The 20,836-nt window shown below is 39.6% G+C and carries 19 protein-coding genes; 14 read left to right on the forward strand and 5 right to left on the reverse strand.

Features of this window, described 5'->3' with window-relative positions:
• Nucleotides 1–39 precede the first annotated feature (39 nt).
• Both GH754_RS11405 and GH754_RS11410 read right to left on the reverse strand, forming a co-directional pair.
• Nucleotides 40–567, reverse strand: coding sequence for a tryptophan transporter (locus GH754_RS11405; RefSeq protein ID WP_153728834.1), 528 nt, complete (start codon nucleotides 565–567; stop codon nucleotides 40–42).
• Nucleotides 568–969: 402 nt separating this feature from the next.
• The gene (locus GH754_RS11410) at nucleotides 970–1,383 is read right to left on the reverse strand and encodes an HIT family protein (protein WP_153728835.1); all 414 of its coding nucleotides are present in this window, start codon (nucleotides 1,381–1,383) and stop codon (nucleotides 970–972) included.
• 913 nt (nucleotides 1,384–2,296) lie between these two features.
• Here GH754_RS11410 and GH754_RS11415 point away from each other — a divergent pair.
• The 3 genes from GH754_RS11415 to GH754_RS11425 are packed head-to-tail and all read left to right on the forward strand — an operon-like array spanning nucleotide 2,297 to nucleotide 4,994.
• On the forward strand, nucleotides 2,297–3,040 hold the full coding sequence (locus GH754_RS11415; protein ID WP_153728836.1) for an ABC transporter ATP-binding protein: 744 nt from the start codon (nucleotides 2,297–2,299) through the stop codon (nucleotides 3,038–3,040).
• Nucleotides 3,033–4,262, forward strand: coding sequence for an ABC transporter permease (locus GH754_RS11420; RefSeq protein WP_153728837.1), 1,230 nt, complete (start codon nucleotides 3,033–3,035; stop codon nucleotides 4,260–4,262). The genes GH754_RS11415 and GH754_RS11420 overlap by 8 nt, the downstream gene beginning before the upstream one ends.
• 12 nt (nucleotides 4,263–4,274) lie before the next feature.
• On the forward strand, nucleotides 4,275–4,994 hold the full coding sequence (locus tag GH754_RS11425) for an EcsC family protein (RefSeq protein WP_153728838.1): 720 nt from the start codon (nucleotides 4,275–4,277) through the stop codon (nucleotides 4,992–4,994).
• A gap of 255 nt (nucleotides 4,995–5,249) precedes the next feature.
• Here the strand turns inward: GH754_RS11425 and GH754_RS11430 are convergent, their stop codons facing one another.
• Both GH754_RS11430 and GH754_RS11435 read right to left on the reverse strand, forming a co-directional pair.
• Nucleotides 5,250–6,422: a M20 metallopeptidase family protein gene (locus GH754_RS11430; RefSeq protein WP_153728839.1), complete on the reverse strand. Its 1,173-nt coding sequence runs from the start codon at nucleotides 6,420–6,422 to the stop codon at nucleotides 5,250–5,252.
• Nucleotides 6,423–6,513: 91 nt separating this feature from the next.
• Nucleotides 6,514–6,939, reverse strand: a complete 426-nt coding sequence (locus GH754_RS11435) for a ferritin-like domain-containing protein (protein ID WP_153728840.1) — start codon at nucleotides 6,937–6,939, stop codon at nucleotides 6,514–6,516.
• Between the two features lie 186 nt (nucleotides 6,940–7,125).
• Between GH754_RS11435 and GH754_RS11440 the strand changes: the two genes are divergently transcribed.
• The 9 genes from GH754_RS11440 (at nucleotide 7,126) to GH754_RS11480 (ending at nucleotide 16,782) form a co-directional block, all read left to right on the forward strand.
• Nucleotides 7,126–8,355 (forward strand): MFS transporter, encoded by a 1,230-nt coding sequence (locus tag GH754_RS11440; protein WP_153728841.1) that lies wholly within the window; start codon nucleotides 7,126–7,128, stop codon nucleotides 8,353–8,355.
• 89 nt (nucleotides 8,356–8,444) lie between these two features.
• Nucleotides 8,445–9,212: a cell wall-active antibiotics response protein LiaF gene (liaF, locus tag GH754_RS11445; RefSeq protein WP_153728842.1), complete on the forward strand. Its 768-nt coding sequence runs from the start codon at nucleotides 8,445–8,447 to the stop codon at nucleotides 9,210–9,212.
• 12 nt (nucleotides 9,213–9,224) lie between these two features.
• Nucleotides 9,225–10,265 (forward strand): sensor histidine kinase, encoded by a 1,041-nt coding sequence (locus GH754_RS11450; RefSeq protein WP_153728843.1) that lies wholly within the window; start codon nucleotides 9,225–9,227, stop codon nucleotides 10,263–10,265.
• Between the two features lie 10 nt (nucleotides 10,266–10,275).
• Nucleotides 10,276–10,920, forward strand: coding sequence for a response regulator (locus GH754_RS11455; protein WP_153728844.1), 645 nt, complete (start codon nucleotides 10,276–10,278; stop codon nucleotides 10,918–10,920).
• 421 nt (nucleotides 10,921–11,341) lie between these two features.
• On the forward strand, nucleotides 11,342–13,075 hold the full coding sequence (locus GH754_RS11460) for a sensor histidine kinase (protein ID WP_153728845.1): 1,734 nt from the start codon (nucleotides 11,342–11,344) through the stop codon (nucleotides 13,073–13,075).
• Nucleotides 13,076–13,077: 2 nt separating this feature from the next.
• On the forward strand, nucleotides 13,078–13,818 hold the full coding sequence (locus tag GH754_RS11465) for a LytR/AlgR family response regulator transcription factor (RefSeq protein ID WP_153728846.1): 741 nt from the start codon (nucleotides 13,078–13,080) through the stop codon (nucleotides 13,816–13,818).
• Nucleotides 13,819–13,975: 157 nt separating this feature from the next.
• Entirely contained in the window at nucleotides 13,976–15,427 is a 1,452-nt protein-coding gene (locus GH754_RS11470; RefSeq protein ID WP_153728847.1) for a carbon starvation CstA family protein, read from the forward strand.
• Nucleotides 15,428–15,943: 516 nt separating this feature from the next.
• Nucleotides 15,944–16,369 (forward strand): disulfide oxidoreductase, encoded by a 426-nt coding sequence (locus GH754_RS11475; protein WP_153728848.1) that lies wholly within the window; start codon nucleotides 15,944–15,946, stop codon nucleotides 16,367–16,369.
• Nucleotides 16,370–16,371: 2 nt separating this feature from the next.
• Entirely contained in the window at nucleotides 16,372–16,782 is a 411-nt protein-coding gene (locus GH754_RS11480; RefSeq protein WP_153728849.1) for a thioredoxin family protein, read from the forward strand.
• A 45-nt stretch (nucleotides 16,783–16,827) separates the two neighbouring features.
• Here GH754_RS11480 and GH754_RS11485 read toward each other — a convergent pair whose 3' ends face one another.
• Nucleotides 16,828–17,331, reverse strand: coding sequence for an antibiotic biosynthesis monooxygenase family protein (locus tag GH754_RS11485; RefSeq protein ID WP_153728850.1), 504 nt, complete (start codon nucleotides 17,329–17,331; stop codon nucleotides 16,828–16,830).
• 182 nt (nucleotides 17,332–17,513) lie between these two features.
• Here GH754_RS11485 and GH754_RS11490 point away from each other — a divergent pair, with 182 nt between their 5' ends.
• Together GH754_RS11490 and hemE are read left to right on the forward strand one after the other, a co-directional pair.
• Complete coding sequence (locus GH754_RS11490) at nucleotides 17,514–19,682, forward strand: transglycosylase domain-containing protein (RefSeq protein ID WP_153728851.1); 2,169 nt, start codon at nucleotides 17,514–17,516, stop codon at nucleotides 19,680–19,682.
• 93 nt (nucleotides 19,683–19,775) lie between these two features.
• A complete protein-coding gene (hemE, locus tag GH754_RS11495; RefSeq protein ID WP_228550243.1) occupies nucleotides 19,776–20,834 on the forward strand; it encodes a uroporphyrinogen decarboxylase in 1,059 nt (352 codons plus the stop codon).
• The last annotated feature ends 2 nt before the right edge of the window (nucleotides 20,835–20,836 follow it).

Here is a 20,836-nt window from a genome sequence, read left to right on the forward strand (position 1 = left end):
CTAGAGGGTTAGCTCTAGAGATTGAGTGCGACCGCCTATTTACGCTTCTTGTAACGAAATGGACGAACGCTTCATAATGGATTGTAAGATTGGATAAACAACAAAAATAATTACTGTGTTGGCAATTGTTGCTGGTATGACAACTGTTGCAAATAGGGCACCGAATCCAGCACCTAAGTCTACACCGACAATAAATAGGGCAACAGATAAGAAAACGGAGCCACTAATCATCGTACCGAATGCTGTCATAACAGGAGCTAATACAACATCTTTAACAACTTTAGATAATAGTACATATAATCCGAAGAATGCAAAAGCGGTAATTGGTTTGTCAATCAGGTTAGAAATTTGGCCACCTGGCATTGTCGTGGTAATTGCCGTTAATATTCCTGTTGCAAAAGCCAATACGAGAACATATTTGACTCTTGGAAATAATAAAATTCCTAGGAACATCATGGCTAGTTGAAGATCAGGTTTCATTCCAAACAATACACCTGGCATGACTAAGTGTAAAACCGTACCAATTCCCAACAGTAAAGATAGTAATACTAAAATACGAATATTCATTTGTTATTCCTCTCCTCTTCTAAACTAAACTCATCTATATTCTTTCCAGCCATATCCTCACGATTGACTGCGAAAGTATAGGAGTATTATACCAGATATAGGGCGACATATAAAGAGTTATTTTCTACATTTGGTTAAATTTTCTGAATAATATATGGTGAGCCGGTCCTAGCTCGGAATGAAGGCCTAAGGATAGAAGGGGAGTTTAAGAAATGTCCATCAGCAGGGGGATAAAGGCCAGGAGGGAATCAAATGGCTACTGTAAAGTCCTTCAACAAGGGTATGAGGGACAAAGCGAGAATGAAGTAATAAAAAAAGTCCTTCATGAAGAGCATGAAGGACAGAACCGTTAAATTTGACAAAAGACTGGTACATCCTTTTGCCAAATGAATATGTATGGTGTTAAATGTTTTTACGAATTTCGTTTGATAGTTCCTGCAAATCATAAGCATCATTGTGTGTGACCCATTTGAGATCAAATCCATCCTCATTATTGTCATACCTTGGAATAAGATGAATATGTAAATGAAATACAGTTTGTCCAGCGAATTCACCATTGTTTTGAAGGATGTTCATACCCTTTGGTTCATACGTTTTCTGAAGGGCATTAGCAATCTTCGGTATACGAGCAAACACCTTTTGTGCTGTTTCCTCATCAGTTTCGTAAATATTTTCAGTATGATTTTTCGGAATCACAAGTGTATGCCCCTTTGATACCTGGCTAATATCTAAAAAAGCGTACACATCTTCATCCTCATACACCTTGGCAGACGGGAGCTCGCCATCTAGGATTTTACAGAAGATACAATCGGACATTGAAATTCCTCCTTTTACCACTTTTCTTTATTGTAATAAAGGGAGGGGACGAATGCAATTAGCAGAGTTAAGTATTTTATATCGCAATTGATAGAAGATGCGACATAACTCTAGCGTGACTAATTCCATTTATTTATGATGAGTGCACAACCATCTCTCCGGTAATACACATTGCTTTCACCCAAGGGAACAAGTGCGACATCTACTCAAACTCCCTATGGTGGTTTTCCGTTCAAGTGTCGGTGCTCTGCCACAGGGACGTGGCCGTTTTTAACTGACCAGGGGTCTCCGTGTATTTCCTCCGCTAAAAACAGTGCCTCATTCGTTGATTTAGTGGTGAACTATTGGTTAATCAAAAGCTCTTAACTATGCATTCATCAGATCACTCCAATAGCGGAGTATTCTGGCGGAACGTTTGCATGCAGTCCATATTAATCAGAACGAATTAAGCAACACTAAAGAAGCTACTTACGCCGCAATTTCTATCCATTACGAAAGAACACCAACAATAAATTTAATCAAAAACAAAAAAGACAGAGCACACTATGTGTGCTCTGCCCCAAGGAACGGGGTTGCATACTGTTGATGAGATGGGGATTACGTTAAACTAAACATCGTCTAGCTAAACGTAAGAAGTCTACAGATGCTTGCCGAATAATCAAGTGTGTGAAAGGAACTTGTCTTTCACCGACACCCCATTTCTAAAAATGGTAATCTGAACGTGAAAGAATTTGATCTTTCACCAACACCCCACTTTAAATGGTTTGACGTGTCTGACAATGTTTCACAACTGACCATCCCCGTTCCTTATCCTATATTGTGTTCAGACGTACAAAAAATATTCATCTTTTGCAAATTATATGGATGATGGTAAAATTTAGATTAGGTATGAAGAAAGTAGGGAGATAATTCAATGGATACATTATTAGAATTAAAAAATGTCTATGGTGGTTATACTCAAAAAAATGTACTTAAAGATATATCATTCGACGTACGCCCCCATGAAATCGTAGGGTTAATTGGCTTAAACGGGGCGGGGAAAAGTACGTCCATTAAACATATTATTGGTCTGATGGAACCTAAAAAAGGATCTATCACGATTAACGGGAAAAGCTTTCATGAAACTCCTGAGGATTACCGAAAACAGTTTGCTTACATACCTGAAATGCCCGTATTATATGAAGAATTAACCTTGTACGAGCATTTAAAGCTAACGGCGATGGCTTATGAAATTCCTGAAGATGAATTTGAAAAAAGAATTGAACCGTTATTAAAGGAATTTCGTTTAGAGAAAAAATTAAAGTGGTTTCCGGTTCATTTTTCAAAAGGGATGCGACAGAAAGTAATGATAATGTGTGCGTTTTTAATTGAGCCTTCCTTATATATAGTGGATGAACCTTTTGTTGGACTTGACCCTTTGGGGATACAATCGTATTTACAAATGATGAATGATATGAAGGAGCAAGGGGCTGGTGTCTTAATGTCGACCCATATTTTAGCTACTGCGGAACGTTATTGTGACCGGTTTGTCATCCTTCACGATGGGGAGGTTCGGGCAAAAGGGACCTTGGCGGAATTAAGAGAAGAATTTCAGATGCCGAACGCAACGCTTGATGATCTATATGTGCAGCTGACAAAGGAAGATCAACATGTTTAATCCGAATCAGCTGTGGAAAAAGCGAATAGCACGTCATGCCAAGGAAACCGGTAGATATTTACGTTTAATGTTTAATGACCATTTAGCCTTTGCACTGTTATTTTTTATCGCGGCTTTTGCTTATTTTTATCAGCAATGGCTTGAGACCATTCCGGATGAATTTCCAGCCGACTGGTTGATTGCAGTGATTTTAGGTTTTTTCGTAACTCGAAGCCCTATTCGAACGTTGCTGGTGGAGGCGGATACCTTCTTTTTATTACCAGCTGAGCATAAAATGGGACCGTATTTTCAAAAGGGTTTCTGGTATAGTTTTATGATTCAGCTTTATTTGTTAGCTTTATCATTAGCAGCACTAGCCCCTTTATATCTAACTGTTATTTCGGAGGATGGTAAGTCACTAATATGGCTGGGTGTCATTCTCATTATCTTTAAGATTTGGAACTTGTTTGCCACCTGGTGGATGTTAAAAGAGAGGGATGCCAAAAGCCGCCAGATGGATGTTGCCATACGAGCAGTCTTAAACATATTAACGTTGTTTTTCCTGTTACAAGGAAATGCTTATCTGTTCGCGAGTATTTCGACCATTTTGTTTGTTAGCTATTTGATTTATACGTATCAGTCTGTTGGAAAAAAACTAGGGATTGCGTGGGATTTATTGATTGAAAAGGAAGAGGCGAGCATGCAGGCCTTTTACCGAGTGGCCAATATGTTTACCGATGTCCCTCATTTAAAGAAAAAGGCCAAGAAACGTCACTTTCTTGTCCATTTACTCATCAATTCCATTCCATTTCGTCAGGACCAGACCTTTCAGTATTTATACCGAATCACATTTGTTCGCAGTAGTGATTACTTAGGAATGTATGTCCGATTACTTTTGATTGCCATTTTTCTTATATTTTGGGTTCCCATCGTGTGGTTTAAGCTAGTATTTGCAGTTTTGTTCATTTATTTAAGCGGCTTTCAGCTAATGACATTGTGGAATCATCATCGAACAATCGATTGGATTGACCTGTACCCAGTTACCAAAAAAGTACGCAAACAAGCTCTATTACAATTTCTATTGATGATTATGCTAGTGAAAACAGCGATACTGGGCATTTTCATTCTAATCGCCGCTTCATGGCAGGAAATGCTGTTACTTTGGGGCATAGGAGGCGTATTTAGCTATTTATTTGTACAAATGTATGTGAAAAACAGGTTAGACAAACGAAAAGTATCATAAAGGATTGGTGTCATGACTCCATATGAGCGAGAGGTTTTGCAGGAAGCTAGAAAATGGGAGCGGAAAATGCAACGGAAGTCCTCGATGTTTCAAAAGGCTTCCAAATCTGTACAAACGAAAATAAATCAAAAAATACCAGAAAAAGCCCATAAAGTAGTGACCGAAAGTGTTCGAAAAATGATTGAAATTTCCTTAACGAGCTCCTCTTATATTTATAAAGTGGATGTGAATCCAGCGTGGGATTTAGAGAGACGGGAAAAAGAGGTTCAAGATCGCTTACAGAAATACCGTCATACAGCGACAATTGAAGGGGCAGGAACTGGTGCTGGTGGAATATTTTTAGGACTTGCTGATTTCCCTATGCTATTAAGTATTAAAATGAAGTTTTTATTTGACGCTGGGCAGCTTTACGGTTTAGATGTGAATAAATATGAAGAGAAAATGTATCTGCTCCATCTCTTTATGTTGGCTTTTTCAAGTGAACAAAGTAGACGCAAGGTTCTTGAGCGTGTTGTGAATTGGGATCAGGAAAAGGATTATTGGAAGGATTTAGATTGGAAGGAATTACAACTTGAGTATCGAGACACGATTGATTTGGTGAAAATGCTTCAGCTTATTCCTGGATTCGGGGCTGTTGTAGGAGCCTGGGCAAATTCGCGGTTATTAACACAGCTTGGTGAAACGGCCATGAATGGTTTTCGGTTACGACTATTAGAAAAGAAAATAGGGTGACTCGTTTAAGTAGCACACCTTTGATGGAGAAAGACATATGAAGGACAAAACTACATAGAAACGCGTATGAAATGTCCTTCATAAGACAAATGAAGGCCAAAATAACACAGAAACGCAGGTGAAATGTCCTTCATAAAGGCTATGAAGGCCAATATAACACAGAAACGCGTATGAAATGTCCTTCATAAGACAAATGAAGGACAAAAGCACTCAGAAACGCAGGTGAAATGTCCTTCATAAAGCCTATGAAGGACATTAATTTTGCTTCTGATAACTCCGGTACGCCTGTATTAAGGTTTTAGCAGCAAGTGGCATGGCGCGCTCATCAAAATCAAACATAGGATGGTGATGGGGATAATGATGCCCTTCCTTTTGAGCCCCTGTAAAATAGAAAGCACCTGGTCGTTCCATTAAGTAATAAGCAAAATCTTCACCGGTCATCGTTGGTTCAACCTCTTCAGCACCTAAAATTCCTGGGACATTTTTACAATCATTTAAAATGATTTCAGCCTCTTTTTTGTGATTGACAACAGGAGGATACCCTTTTAAGTAATTTAAATCAAAATCCGCATCATAAGGTAAACAAACACTTTCTGCAATTTTTTCGATTTCAGCAATGACTTGGTCCTGCACATCGGAATCAAACGTTCTAACTGTGCCAGAAAGCTTGGCAGTATCCGCAATTACATTAAAGGCCTGCCCTGCCTCAAAGATCCCTACTGTGACAACGGCGGTTTTTAAAGGATCGATACGACGGCTAATGATTTGCTGTAGCTGAGAAACCAGCTGTGAACCAATCACAATGGCGTCCTTGGTGTGATGTGGAATTGCTCCATGACCACCTTTTCCTTTAATCGTAATTTCAAAGCGGTCGGCACCAGCCATAAAGTTTCCTTTTGTCGTATGTAGAACGCCAAAGGGTGTATCTGACCATAAATGAGTACCAAAGACCGCATCTACCCCGTCCAATGCACCTGCTTCAATCATCGGCTTAGCCCCACCAGGTGCATATTCCTCTGCTGGTTGATGTAAAAACACAATCGTTCCCGGCAACTGCTCCTGGAATGGTTGAACAGCTTTAGAAAGAGCGAGCAAGGTAGCAGTATGCCCGTCATGACCACAGGCGTGCATGACTCCTGGCACCTTGGATTTGTAAGGTACATCTTTTTCATCTTGAATAGGTAATGCGTCAAAGTCAGCTCGTAAAGCGATGGTGTGACCTGGTTTTCCGCCTTTTAATGTCGCAACAATTCCGTACCCACCGACATTCGTTTTGTATGGAATTCCGAGTTTTTCATAGTGATTAGCAATGAATTGAGCTGTTTGTTCCTCTTGAAAGGAAAGCTCTGGATATTGATGAAGATAGCGACGATTTTCCACCATTTCATCATACAGACCATCAATAGCTTGAAAAATATCCTCCCACATAAATAGTCTCCCCTCATGTAGTTTACATTTAGTATAGCAAAAAAAATACCCGACCCCAATCGTGAGACAAGGGGACGGGCTAATATTTATATTAAAAATCCACTAGCAAGCGTTCCATTTCTTCCTTGTGATGCGTTTCATCTGCAATCATGTCCTCTAATTTGATGACGAGTTCAGTATATCCTAATTCGTCAGCTTGTTTCTTGCGTGTTTCATAGCGTTTGATTGTATCAATTTCAGATTGTAGGGCTTGTTCGAGCATGTCCTTTACGTTTTCTAATTGTTTTACCTCAGCAGGAGATGTGGTTGGAGTCCCGCCTAGAGTCTTTATTTTTTCAGATAAGTATAAGGCATGTCCTGCTTCGTCAGTGACTTCTCCTTCAAAAAAAGGTTTTAGCACTTGGCGATAGATTCCTGATACTACGGCAGCATCATAGGTGTACATGATCATTGCTGCATATTCGTTTGCTAAGTCCTCATTTAAGCCTTCGATTAATTGTTGAAGTTTGGCATCCATTGAAATCAGACTCCTTTCTTGCCATTGATACATCTACATAGTTACGTTACCCTTATGAATTAGAAATAAACGTTTTAATATACCTCTCCGACTTAAGACGGAGATCAAAACCATCCCTAGCTTGTTACTCTATGTTTAATATTCCATTACAATTTAAAGTAACAATTATTAAAAAGGTGGTTTCCAATGGTCCAAACCGATGTAATGGCGCAGGATGGTGTCGAAAAGAAGGTAGAAGTATTTAAAAATAAAAATTTTCTATACTTGTTTATAAGCTCACTTATGTCTGCTCCAGGTTACTACGTTTACATTATGGGTGCAGAATGGCTTATGCTATCCATTACAGATAATCGATTTTTCTTTGGGCTATTGTTTATTTCTGCCTCGATTCCAAGACTTTTATTTTTAAGTGTTGGCGGAGTGTTAGCTGACCGAGTTGAGAAAAAAGTGATTCTGTTTCTTACCGATATTACAAGAAGCTTCTTCGTTTTTCTTGTGTTATTGCTTATTGTGACCGATCTCATTCAAGCATGGCACTTGATTTTGCTCGCCGGTTTATTTGGGATTTCAGATGCTTTTAGTTATCCGACTACAGATTCTCTAACAGCAGAATTACTTAATGAACACGAACTCCAAAGAGGAAACTCACTTATCCAAATGACCAAACAGGTAAGTCCTATACTTGGCCCTGTATTGGGAGGTAGTTTGATTTATTTCATTGGATTTACAGGGGTATTCACAGTAGCCTTTGTGATGCTAGCTATCGCCTCTTTGACGGTTTGGCGTGTTAAAATACAGGCTAGTGAACAGGAAGAGATTAAGGAAAGTGCGTTTGCTGATTTCAAAAAGGGGATTCAATATATTAAGGCTAACCAGCTCCTTCAAAGCATAATGATCATGGGATTTGTAGTGAATTTTTTTGTGGCTGGTCCTTTATCAATGGGGATTCCAATTTTAGTAAAGGATGTATTTCAGGAAAATGCGTTAGCCCTTACGATTCTTCAGGTTTCATTAGGTGTTGGTGCAATCCTAGGTTCTATCATTCTATCGATTCGAAAAGACTTTAAAAAGCCAGGCAGGGTGTTGTTAACTTCTTTAACAATTTTCGGAGTTCTATATGCCTTAACTGGATTTGCTTTTCATCTTTATCTAAATGCATTACTCATTTTTGTCGCTGCGATTTGCTTACAGTTTATTAATATTCCACTGGTGACCCTAATCCAGCGCACCACAGATAAAAAAATGATTGGAAAAATGATGAGTATGCTCATGATGGTTTCCACAGGCTTAGTGCCAGTTTCATTTCTTGTAACATCTATATTAATGGCGTTTCAAATTCAAATCACACAAATTATGATTTGCGGAGGAATCGTTACGAATTATTCGCTTTATATCAGTTTACCAATAAAAAATTGATTCAAATGCAATATGGGAATAAAGATTCATAGCAGGAAAAAGTACGTCTTTGTTTAATATATAACTAATGGAAAGTTGAGGGGGAGAACATGAAATCGCGTAGTTTACTGACAGTCATCGTTTCAATGATCTTAATTGGATTAGGAATATTACTTATTCTTGCAAATTTCGATATTATTTCCATGGAAATATCAACTGTTATTGGAAAAAACTGGCCCTTACTGCTGGTTGTTGTAGGGATGAAATGGTTTATTGATGCTTTTCGCTCGAATAGAGGCGGAAGCTGGACAGCTGGTTCGTTTTTAGCCATCTATGCCTCACTTGTGGTGCTTGGAAATTATGGTGTACTTGATTTTGGATTTGGTGATGTTTGGGAGCTTTGGCCGTTGCTGTTAGTCTATATAGGTTTGCATTCGTTGTTATTTGCCAAAAAATCAAAGAAAAAGGGCAAACGGGTGAAAGTGACGTTTGATTCGGATCGTGGAGAAGGCCAAAACCATAAATCCTTTGTCGGGGATCATAGCTTTAGTGAGGAAAACTGGAACCTTGAGCCTATGGATTTATGGACTGGGGTAGGGGACTATTACTTTGATTTCACAAAGGCCTATATTCCAGATACAAATACGTCTATTCAAGTTAGGGGTTGGGTTGGAGATATTCGCATGCTCATGCCGCAGGACCTAGAATTCCAGGTTCAAGCTACGGCTAACGTTGGCGATATAAAAGTGTTAGACCAGGAAGCGGCTGGCTTAAGGAAAGAGCTATCATATAAGACACAGAATTATGATGAAGCGACGAGAAAGTTGACGATCAATTTAGATTTTCAAGTTGGCGACATTCGAATTGATCGTGTATAGGGGTGATGGCTAATGTTTAAAAAGCTTAATAGCTTACGGTTTCGGTTTGTACGAGCACAGTTTCAAACAATATACTTCTCATTATTAGTCATGGCGTTTCTATTCTTTTTTACGTACTCCGTATTTAAACCTACTTGGCTTACGTTAAATGCTATTTTTATGGCTATTATTTTAATCATTGTAGTTATGACTCCTGTAGCTATTTATGTTAGTTTCCACGATGCGAGTCATTTAAAGGAACGTATTGATGGCATTTCCATCCTCATTTCACACCTTGCTAAAGGAAAGTATTCTGCACGAATCTATGACAAGGAATATGGAGATGAAATTAGCCATATCGTCAAGGAGTTAAATGAGCTGGCGGAAAAAATGCAAAACCAGGTAAAATCACTACAACGGATGGCTGATGAGAAAAACGATTTTGCTAAAGAAGCTCATAAAGTCGCTACAATGGAGGAACGACAACGATTAGCCCGCGACTTGCATGATGCAGTAAGCCAGCAGTTATTCGCCCTAACGATGATGTCGCAAGCCACGGTCAAACTATTAGACAAAAATCCAGATAAGGCCAAAAGCCAAATGAAGGAAATTGCTCAAATGGCCCTTCAAGCTCAGACAGAAATGCGGGCTCTTTTACTGCATCTGCGTCCTGTTCATTTATCAGGTGAATCTTTGAAAAGCGGTGTGTACAAGTTGATAGACGAGCTTAAAGAGCGCTGCCAAATTGCATTTCAGCTTGAGGTTGAGGAAGTTACAAACCTATCCAGTGCATCAGAAGAACAGCTGTTTCGTATGATTCAAGAAATCCTTTCAAACATTCTCAGGCATGCCAACGCCTCTAATGTTTTAATTGAACTAATAGAAAAGGAAGAGGAAGTATACTTACATATTAAGGATGATGGTGTCGGCTTTCAAGTTAATGAAAAAATGGACAACAAAACCTCCTACGGTTTAAAAACCATCAAGGAGCGTGCCGAGGAGCTTGGTGGGACATTTGTAGTGAGGTCTAAAGAGGGAGAAGGTACATATATTATTATACGAATTCCGTTATAGGGGGAAAATTATGGGGAGTCCGATACGAGTTGTGGTTGTGGATGACCATGAAGTCGTTCGCAAGGGAATTGTCACCTATTTACTAACAGAGGACGACTTAGACGTCGTTGGTGAGGCTTCTAGTGGAAATGAAGGAGCTGAACTGATTAAAAAAGAAAAACCTGACGTTGTGCTAATGGATTTAATGATGGAGAATGGTAATGGCATTGATGCTACGAAAAAAGTGATGTCGTTTTTACCAGCATGTAAGATTATTATTTTGACAAGCTATTATGATGACGAGAAGGTATTTCCTGCTCTTGAGGCGGGGGCATTCAGCTATATGTTAAAAACATCATCAGCCGATGAAATAGTAGATGCTATTAAAAAGGCTGTGCGTGGAGAAAATGTAATCGAATCAAAGGTTGCAAGTAAAATGATGAACCGTTTCCGACAGCATGATGTGAGTCCACATGATGAGCTGACAGAACGAGAGCTGGAAGTGCTCGTTTGTATCGGGAATGGGCTAACCAATCAAGAGATTAGTGAGAAATTATATATTGGAATTAAAACAGTGAAAACGCATGTGAGCAACATCTTAAGTAAGTTGGATGTTCAAGACCGTACTCAGGCTGCGGTTTATGCGCATCGAAATGGAGTTATGAAAGAGTCGTAAAGTAGTCAAGGTAAGAGCAGCCACCTAATGTTGGGATGGAGTGATCCTGGTAATAGGTGGCTTTTTTGTGTTGGTTTGAGGCTGATTCTGACTTGATTATGTGCAAGTGACAGGAATCGTGCATAATTTGACCGGATGCTGGAGGTTGGGATCGGATTCAATAAGTTTTAGACGGGATTCTTTTAGAATATGACTGATTTCACAGGGGAAGTGACCGAATCCCAAAATCTCCACCACTCCCAATAAATGGACAGATTGAATAATAGAATAATAGACGTGATAAAATAGCCTTTAGACGGAATTAAATAATCAAGTGACCGAATTCAATCAACAACTGACCGAATCGGTTAAACACATGTTTGATAGAAATAACCAAAATCCACATAATAATTTTAACAGTGTACAATAAGGGGATTCATCGATGATTTATTTACTTTTTACTATGCTAGAACGTGTTGGTATAATCGTTTCCATTGCTTTTGTTCTTACACGTTTGCGTTTTTTTCAGGATATGTTTTATCAAAATGAATTGCGTAAGAGACAGCAAATCACAGCGCTCCTGTTCTTCGGGCTTTTTGGAATCATTGGAACTTATTCTGGCCTAACGTTGAATATGGATACGCTTGATTTTAATCGAGGAGCGGTTCATTTGGCTGAGGATGAGGCCATTGTCAATTCTCGGGTCATTGGTGTTGTGTTGGCTGGATTGCTAGGTGGTTATAAGGTTGGGATTGGTGCAGGTTTAATTGCTAGCATTCATCGTTTCTTTCTAGGTGGATTTACCGCATTTGCATGTGGAATTGCTACCGTCATCGCAGGGATTCTAGCTGGCCTTTTTCACCGCAAAAACAGACATGTACGACTTTCGAGTGCATTTCTAGTTGGTCTATTAGCAGAATTGATACAAATGCTGGTGATATTAGGAGTTGCGAAACCATTTGAAGAAGCATTGAATCTTGTAGAAGTGATTGGGATTCCGATGATGTTAGCGAATGGAGTGGGGGCTGCGCTGTTTCTCTTAATCATTAAAAATGTTGTTAGTGAAAAAGAAAAGGCAGGAGCTTTTCAGGCGCAAAAAACCTTGCGAATCGCTGACCAAACTCTGGCCTATTTACGTACGGGAATGACCAATTATACAGCTAGAAATGTGTGCGAAATTTTATATAATGAGTTAAAACCAAGTGCGGTCGCGATGACCAATAGAACCCGTATTCTAGCTCATGTTGGAATGGCTGATGATCATCACAAGGAAAATAGCCCGCTGCAAACAGAAATTACTAAAACTGTAATACAAACAGGGGAGCTAGTCGTTGCAAACGATGAAACCATCCATTGTGTTAACGAGCACTGCCCACTAGGAGCAGCAGTGGTGGCTCCTCTGAAGCAAAGGGGTGAGACAATCGGAACACTAAAATTTTACTTTCAATCTAAAAAAGAAATTACGGGTGTAATAATTGAACTCATTTCTGGCTTAAGTGTGCTGCTAAGCAACCAATTAGAGGTGGCAGAGGCAGACCGGGCTCATAAGCTAGTAAAGGATGCTGAAATTAAAGCATTACAGGCACAAATTAGCCCACATTTTTTATTCAATTCCATTAATACCATTGTATCTTTGATTCGAATTGATCCGAAAAAGGCAAGGAAATTATTAATTTCTCTTTCTCAATTTTTGCGGCAAAATTTATCCCATACAACCGCTGAACTCACATCGTTGCAGCAGGAGCTAACCCACGTGAAGGCTTATCTTGAAATTGAGCAAGCAAGGTTTGTGGACAGGCTACACATTGATTATGACGTTGATGAAGGAGTTCTATTTAAAAAGCTTCCACCGTTAACCTTACAGCCGATTGTAGAAAATGCAATTAAGCACGGGTTTAAGGATAAGGAGCAGGATTGCATCATAAAAATTTCGATTATAGACGCGGACTCAAAAATACAAATATCGGTGGAGGATAACGGGAAAGGCATCCGTTCTGAGCAAATTGAGAAAATAGGAGTCAAACAATTGGATTCTGAGAAAGGGACTGGCCTTGGACTATACAATGTGAACCAGCGTTTAATCCTAAAGTTTGGAAAAGCCTCAAGCTTACACGTGGAAAGTGAGCCTTTAAAAGGAACACAAATCTCATTTTTCATTCCGAAAATGGAGGAGTAATTATGGAACAAACAGAAAAAATTCAGACCTTAATTGTAGATGATGAGCATTATGCTCGTGAAGAATTAAAGCACTTATTAGGAGAGTTTTCCTCTATAAAAATTGTGGGTGTAGCGGAAACAGGTGAAGGGGCTGTGATGCAAGCTCTTAAGCTACAGCCTGATGTTGTCTTTTTAGATATTGAGATGCCTAAAATGAACGGAATGGAAGCAGCCCAGTCGTTGAGGGAATTGAAAAAAGTCCCGCTGATTGTTTTTTCGACTGCCTATCCGGAATTTGCTGCTGAGGCGTTTCGTTATGAGGCGCTTGATTATTTGTTAAAGCCATATGATGAAGACCAGCTACAACAGACCGTAGAACGAATTGAAAAACAGCTCTTCACCCCGGATGCTAGGGAGAGGAGTTTGCCTTCTTCCGGGAAATTAGCCGTTGAACGCGAGGGGGAAATTGTGTACATCAAACCAGCTAATATTTTGTATATCTATCGGAAGGAGAAGGTGTCCAAAATTATTACCACCAATGGCGAATTTGAAAGCAAGACGCCTTTGAAGGAACTAGAAAATCGCTTAGCTCCTTTTTCATTTTTTCGAATCCATAAAAGCTATGTTGTTAATTTAGATCACATCACAAGGCTAACTCCATGGTTCAATGGGGCATATCAGCTGGAAGTAACTGGGGGAGAGGAGAAGCTTTCTGTCAGTCGGAACTATGTAAAGACGCTTCGGGAGCGGTTAGAATTATAGTTCGCTCCCTATCCCCAACTCTAAACCACACGTAAATCTTTAAAACCTACCTTTCAATTCCATTTTTCGACATGATACAACCAAAATTCACAAAAACGTCAAATCCTATCTTATAATCTATGTAAACGCATTCAATTTACCTCAAGGGGGTTACTTCATGTATACTTTTATTGCTGGTATTATTCTATTAATTATAGGTTATTTTACTTATGGTAAGTTTGTTGAAAAAATGTTTGGCGTCAATGAAAATAGATCGACACCTGCTTACACGAACCAAGATGGTGTTGATTATTTACCAATGAATTCACGCAAAAATTCATTAATTCAACTTTTAAATATCGCAGGAGTGGGTCCGATCTTTGGCCCGATTATGGGAGCGCTTTACGGACCTGTTGCCTTTTTATGGATCGTGTTCGGGTGTATTTTTGCTGGTGCCGTTCATGATTATTTGACCGGGATGATTTCCATTCGAAATCGCGGAGCTCATTTACCTGAATTAGCTGGTAAGTTTTTAGGCAAGGTCATGAAGCATGTGGTCAACGCATTTGCTATTTTACTTTTAGTTTTAGTTGGAACCGTTTTCGTCACATCACCAGCTGCCCTACTACATGACTTAATGGGTGGATGGTCAACAATGGGACTTATCGTAGGTGCAATATTCCTTTATTATATATTTGCAACCTTACTGCCTATAGATAAGATTATTGGTCGTTTTTACCCAATTTTCGGGGCATTGCTACTCATTAGTGCGATTGGTATTGGAATCAGCCTAGTAGTCACTGGCGCACCAATTCCTGAACTCTCATTAACAAATTTACATCCTGATAATGCACCGATTTTCCCATTACTATTCTTAACCATCTCTTGTGGAGCATTATCTGGTTTCCATGCAACACAAACACCAATTATTTCTCGTACAACACAGGCTGAAAAGCAAGGACGTAAGATTTTCTACGGTATGATGATTGCTGAAGGTGTTATTGCGATGATTTGGGCAGCTGCCGCTATGAGCTTATTCAATGGTTCAACAGGACTAAACGAATTAATTGCAAATGGTGGGGCCGCTGCAGTTGTTAGTGAGGCGTCTACTCTAATGCTTGGTGCTGTTGGTGGTACCCTTGCTGTGATTGGTGTAATTGTGCTTCCAATCACATCAGGAGATACAGCCTTCCGTAGTGCTCGGATGATCATTGCTGATTATGTTAGTTTCTCACAGAAGAAAATCGTCAATCGTTTATGGATTGCAGTTCCGTTGTTTGCGATTTCCTTTGCATTAACCAAAATTGATTTCGAATTGCTATGGCGTTACTTCTCATGGGCTAACCAGTCCACGGCTGTCATTGCCTTGTTTGTCGGGGCCATGTACCTGTATATTGCAAAGAAAAATTACTGGATTCCGTTAATTCCAGGTATGTTTATGCTTATGGCAACGACAACATACATTTTGAATGCACCAATAGGATTCGGAATAGAATTGAGCACATCTTACGTGGGAGCAGCTATCATTTCCGCTATTCTAATCGCATTGTTCTTCTACGCTGCCAAAAAGAATCGCGCGAATAGCATTCCATTAGAGGATGATGTTTCAGGATGGAATAAAGTAGCATAATAGAGAAGGCTAGGGCAACGCATCTCAAAGGTGCGTTGTTTTTTATTTATGTGCTTACAATGGGGCATGGGGGGGGGGGGGGGGGGGGGCGGAGCGGAATTATGTGTGGTTTCGACTGTATTACGAGAATCCTGACGGAATTATAAAGTGATCTGGCATGAATATCATATGGTGACAGAAAGAAGGTGATAAGTGACAGGAAAAGAAGCGAAGTTGACGTGAATAGAAGCGAACCCAACAGGTTAATCGACAAAACTAACTGATATAATTACAAAAGTCGATCGAATGCCATCCTGGTGAAGATACAATAACAAGAAATGTGAGCAATATGACGGGATTCCTATTGTAACTGACAGAATAAACTAGTTAACTGAACGAATTCAAGCAAAACTAACAGGATCTCCCACTCTAACCCGCAAAGCAAGAAACTCTTCTATTGAAAATAAACATGGTATGATAAGATAGAATAAAAATTCTTACAATAGACTGAAAGATTAACATGTGAGGAGTTCTGCCATGACAGTAAATAAAACGATTGAAAATTTACTTCTTATCATGTGGGGAGTAGCTTTTATTGCAACATGTGGAAGTTTATTTTACTCTGAAATTATGCATTATGAGCCTTGCAAATTATGTTGGTTTCAACGGATTCTAATGTATCCTTTGGTTATCATTTTAGGTACGGCTATAGCGAAAAAGAACCTACATATGGCATGGCCGGGATTCATTCTTAGTTTAATTGGTGCACCACTGGCGTTATATCATTACATCGTACAAAAAGTAGAAAGTGCATCTACAGGCGACTTTTGTGGTCAGGTATCCTGCACAGCTGAGTATGTGAACTATTTTGGTTTTGTTACTATTCCGTTTATGTCCTTTGTCGCATTTACAGCCATTCTCATTATGTATATGGTTATATTGGTGAAAGGTAAGGAGAGATAATTATGAAAAAGCTAATCATCTTTGGAGCAGTCATTGTGGTTTTGTTTGGAGCTTTGATTTTTGTGGTTCAGTATCAAAAAAATCAGGATGCGGATTTGTACAATAACCAAATCACACCTGGTGAATTGCAGCTGTCATTAGATGAAGGGGAAAATAAAACGATTTATTTTTACAGTCCTGAATGTTCACACTGCCAAAAGGCTACTCCAGTGGTTGTACCGCTAACAGAGGAATTAGGTGTGAATATGGAGAAAGTAAACGTTCTTGAATATGATGAAGCTTGGAATCAGTTTGATATTAAGGCAACACCAACCATTATTCATTATGAAAATGGGGAAGAGGCTGCACGCCTTGTTGGTGCTAAACCAGAAGAAGAATTTCGGGCATTTTTTAAAAATGAAGTTTTGAATTAAATAAAAAGCTAGACAGTTAGAAGCTCAGCTAACTGTCTAGCTTTTTTATTCCCCTACTACCATGTGATATTGAGTAACATAAGAGTCGCCTGCACTATAGGATGGTTTTTCCTGTTTTTTTGCATCCTGCTGTTTATGGGCTTCCTTGAAGGAGAGAGAGTTTTTCCAAGAGATAAAGCTATCCTCATCTGCCCATTGACTAAGTACGATATAGGTATTCCTTTGTTCAGGACGGAGAATACGTAGGGCTTGAAATCCAGGCATATCTTCAATTTTTCCACTGCGGTTTTTAAATCGATCCTCAAAAATAGGTCTGCCTTCGTCGGTGACCGGAATATGGTTCATCACTACAAAGCCTTCATCCTGCATTTCACCAACCATATCTACTGTTTCGTAAATACGTTCTTCCTCAAAGACCTCGTCATTGTTCCCTTCATAATAGGCTAATCCACTAGTAACGTTTTGCATAACTTGAATATTGGCTTCGGGGTATTTTTGTTTGATTTTCAGTAAATAATCTACGGTTCCACTCGTCATTAAGACCTTCATATGCCATGCTCCTTTCTCTTACTATTATATTCAGTTTCACATATTTTGTCCGAGGTAAACCTCCTTTTTCCATCATAGCCAAATTATCCCCAATTATAGACATTTTGTTATTAGATTCGACATTCTTATCGTATAATAAGAGTATAGTGTAAAATTTGCATCGGAATAAGAGGTGCATGTCAATGAAACAACGTAGTGGGAAACATAATGCCTCAAAAAAGCACCCCGCCTTGAAGTGGGGTGGGATTCTCATTTTAAGCACCCTGCTTCTAGGTGTCATCGGATACCTTATTATTATTATCGGTGGGAAAATGGTTGTAGATGACCGAGGATTTGTTTTTTCCGAGGCAACGGTCATTGAGACAGCTGAAGGAGTTGAGGTTGCCACCTTATATAGTGAAAATCGGACCTTTATCCCAATTGACCAAATCCCCAAGCATGTGCAAAACGCTTTTATAGCCATTGAGGACCAGCGATTTTATGAGCATGCAGGAGTCGATATGGTTTCGGTTGGACGGGCCTTATATAAAGATATTCTAGCGCTTGAAAAGGTGGAAGGTGCAAGTACTATCACCCAGCAATTAGTGAAAAACTTATTTTTAACCAATGATAAATCCTGGCTCCGTAAGACCAAGGAAGTAATGGGGGCAATTTACCTAGAACGAACGCTAAGCAAGCCGAAGATTTTAGAGTACTACTTAAATGAAATTTATTTCGGTCATGGGGTTTATGGTATTGAAAAAGCAGCTCAGTTTTATTTTGGGAAGAGTGTTTCTGAACTTACTTTGTCAGAAGGAGCTATGTTGGCTGCGATTCCGAAATCTCCTACACATTATTCACCTATTGACCATCCTGAACAAGTAAAGGAAAGACGAAATCTGGTGCTTGCAAGCATGCAGGACCTGAATATGATTGATGCTCAGGAAATGACCTCCCTACAAGGGCGAACTACAGAAATTAATCAGGGAGAACAGGTAGAGCGCCCATGGATTGAATCCTATGTTGATCTTGTCTTAAAGGAAATGGAAGATAAATATCATATTAGCGCCAAGGAGGTTTATCGTGGTGGCTATAAGATTGTAACGGGGATTAATCCAACCATTCAAAAGGTAGCTTATGAACATTTTCAGAATGACCAATATTTTAACGGCTCAACCGAGGGGATGGAGGGTGTATTTATCTTAATGGACCAAGAAACAGGTGCCATTGTCGCTGCTCTTGGCGGAAGACAGTTTGAACGTGGGGACCTAAATCGGGTTTTTGTGAAGCGACAGCCTGGGTCTATCTTTAAACCACTTGCTGTTTATGGCCCTGCTTTGGAAACGGGAGATTACCATCCATACTCGTTGCTAGTAGATGAAAAGCTTACATATGGAGAAACATATACACCGGAGAATTTTAATGATGTATATGAAGGGCGAGTTTCCATGTATGATGCTGTTAAGGATTCTAAGAATGCAACTGCAGTTTGGCTGTTAAATGAAATGGGGGTACCCTTTGCCAAACAATATTTATCATCAATGGGCATGAAGATTCCTGATAAAAATTTATCAATTGCCTTAGGTGGGCTAACAGAAGGGATAACACCATTGGACATGGTCAAGGCGTATCGTGCCTTCGCTCATAAAGGAAGTACAGTAGAGCCCTATACAATCCTAAAGGTTAAAAATCGTGATGATGAAATATTAGAGAAGGCAGAGATCCAGGAAAAAGAAGTATTTCATCCACAAACGGCCTGGAACATGACCAAGATGCTCCAAGCGGTTGTCAAAAGTGGAACTGGAAGTAGTGGAAATTTTCCCAAAGCATTGGCAGGAAAGACAGGTTCAACAGAGCATCCCCATCATCCAAAAGCCTATAAAGACGTTTGGTTTACCGGCTATACCCCGCAGTTTGTCGGGGCCGTTTGGATGGGGTATGATCGAACGGATGAGGATCACTATGTGAAGTCTGGTAGCCGTATGCCGACAGAACTGATGAAGGACATTTTAACTGAGGTAGATAAAGAGCAGAATTTAGCAAGTCATTTTAAGCAGCCCGACAATGTTCATGATCTTCCTGATCCGATATCCCTTCCCGAAATCACTGATCTTCATGCTGAAAAAACATTTGGCTTTTTTAAAGGGGTATCAGCTAAGCTAACGTGGACCCCAGTGGAGGATGAGCGTGTGGTGTATCATGTTTATCAAAGAACCAATGATGGATCAGAGCGGATTGGGACAGTAGAAGGACAGGGAGAATTTCAAGATTTTGATTTACGAATGTTTGATGAGAAAACTTATTATGTCATACCGTATAATCCATTGACGAAACAAGAGGGTAAGCGTTCCAATGAAGTGACCTTAGATTAGGGCTTAAGCTCTTCAAATAAGGCAATTTGGTGACAAACATAGCGCTTTTGTGTACAGTCAAAAGGAATTAGTTTACCATAGAGTAGGTATGAGATGATAGAAATAAAGGGTGAACACTTTATGCAGTTTAATGATACGATTTTAAAAGCTTATCGTGGGGAAGAAACATCCTACGTTCCATTATGGTTTATGCGTCAGGCAGGGAGGTCTCAGCCTGAATATCGCAAACTTAAGGAAAAATACTCATTATTTGAAATTACCCATCAACCGGAGCTGTGTGCCTATGTGACGAAGCTTCCCGTTGATCAATACGATGTAGATGCTGCAATTTTATATAAGGATATTATGTCCCCATTACCTCCAATTGGCGTAAATGTGGACATCAAGCCTGGGGTTGGACCTGTGATTGATAATCCAATCGGTTCCAAGGCAGACATTGACCGTTTAGGTGAAATTGATCCTGAACACGACGTTCCATATGTGTTGAAAACGATTGAAATATTAGCGCGTGAGCAACTAAATGTCCCACTAATTGGATTTAGTGGTGCCCCATTTACTCTAGCCAGCTATATGGTAGAGGGTGGTCCATCGAAAAATTATAATAAAACAAAAGCAATGATGTATGGAGATTCTACAACTTGGTTTGCTTTAATGGATAAGCTCGGCGACTTAGTGATTCGCTATTTAAAAGCGCAAATCCATGCTGGCGCCAAGGCGGTACAAGTGTTTGATTCTTGGATAGGGGCTGTGAATGCCGACGACTATCGTTATTTTATCAAACCGACAATGGACCGTATCTTTACAGAACTTAAAGATGAAGGGGTGCCAACTATTATGTTCGGCGTAGGGACAGGTCACCTCATCAAGGAATGGAATGACCTGCCTGTTGATGTCATCGGATTAGACTGGCGTACCTCGATTCAACAAGCCAGAGCAATGGGTATTACAAAAACCGTACAAGGAAATTTAGACCCAGCTGTATTAATGGCTGATTGGTCAATTATTGAAGATCGTGTAAAACGCATATTAGATCAGGGAGTTAGTCAACCAGGATATGTCTTTAACCTAGGGCACGGTGTATTTCCAGAAATTCACCCTGAAACATTAAAGCGATTAACAGCATTTATTCATGAATATACTGCGCAATCTTAAAA

This window comes from Salinibacillus xinjiangensis, from assembly GCF_009649735.1.
In the GTDB taxonomy this organism is placed as follows: Bacteria; Bacillota; Bacilli; order Bacillales; family Alkalibacillaceae; genus Salinibacillus; species Salinibacillus xinjiangensis.

Coding starts and splice junctions, on each gene's coding strand:
- GH754_RS11415 (WP_153728836.1), top strand. CDS start 2,297: ATGGATACATTATTAGAATTAAAAAATGTCTATGGTGGTTATACTCAA.
- GH754_RS11405 (WP_153728834.1), bottom strand. CDS start 567: ATGAATATTCGTATTTTAGTATTACTATCTTTACTGTTGGGAATTGGT.
- GH754_RS11485 (WP_153728850.1), bottom strand. CDS start 17,331: ATGAAGGTCTTAATGACGAGTGGAACCGTAGATTATTTACTGAAAATC.
- GH754_RS11470 (WP_153728847.1), top strand. CDS start 13,976: ATGTATACTTTTATTGCTGGTATTATTCTATTAATTATAGGTTATTTT.
- GH754_RS11465 (WP_153728846.1), top strand. CDS start 13,078: ATGGAACAAACAGAAAAAATTCAGACCTTAATTGTAGATGATGAGCAT.
- GH754_RS11425 (WP_153728838.1), top strand. CDS start 4,275: ATGACTCCATATGAGCGAGAGGTTTTGCAGGAAGCTAGAAAATGGGAG.
- GH754_RS11475 (WP_153728848.1), top strand. CDS start 15,944: ATGACAGTAAATAAAACGATTGAAAATTTACTTCTTATCATGTGGGGA.
- GH754_RS11490 (WP_153728851.1), top strand. CDS start 17,514: ATGAAACAACGTAGTGGGAAACATAATGCCTCAAAAAAGCACCCCGCC.
- GH754_RS11410 (WP_153728835.1), bottom strand. CDS start 1,383: ATGTCCGATTGTATCTTCTGTAAAATCCTAGATGGCGAGCTCCCGTCT.
- GH754_RS11430 (WP_153728839.1), bottom strand. CDS start 6,422: ATGTGGGAGGATATTTTTCAAGCTATTGATGGTCTGTATGATGAAATG.
- liaF (WP_153728842.1), top strand. CDS start 8,445: ATGAAATCGCGTAGTTTACTGACAGTCATCGTTTCAATGATCTTAATT.
- GH754_RS11450 (WP_153728843.1), top strand. CDS start 9,225: ATGTTTAAAAAGCTTAATAGCTTACGGTTTCGGTTTGTACGAGCACAG.
- GH754_RS11455 (WP_153728844.1), top strand. CDS start 10,276: ATGGGGAGTCCGATACGAGTTGTGGTTGTGGATGACCATGAAGTCGTT.
- GH754_RS11440 (WP_153728841.1), top strand. CDS start 7,126: ATGGTCCAAACCGATGTAATGGCGCAGGATGGTGTCGAAAAGAAGGTA.
- GH754_RS11435 (WP_153728840.1), bottom strand. CDS start 6,939: ATGGATGCCAAACTTCAACAATTAATCGAAGGCTTAAATGAGGACTTA.
- GH754_RS11420 (WP_153728837.1), top strand. CDS start 3,033: ATGTTTAATCCGAATCAGCTGTGGAAAAAGCGAATAGCACGTCATGCC.
- GH754_RS11480 (WP_153728849.1), top strand. CDS start 16,372: ATGAAAAAGCTAATCATCTTTGGAGCAGTCATTGTGGTTTTGTTTGGA.
- GH754_RS11460 (WP_153728845.1), top strand. CDS start 11,342: ATGATTTATTTACTTTTTACTATGCTAGAACGTGTTGGTATAATCGTT.
- hemE (WP_228550243.1), top strand. CDS start 19,776: ATGATAGAAATAAAGGGTGAACACTTTATGCAGTTTAATGATACGATT.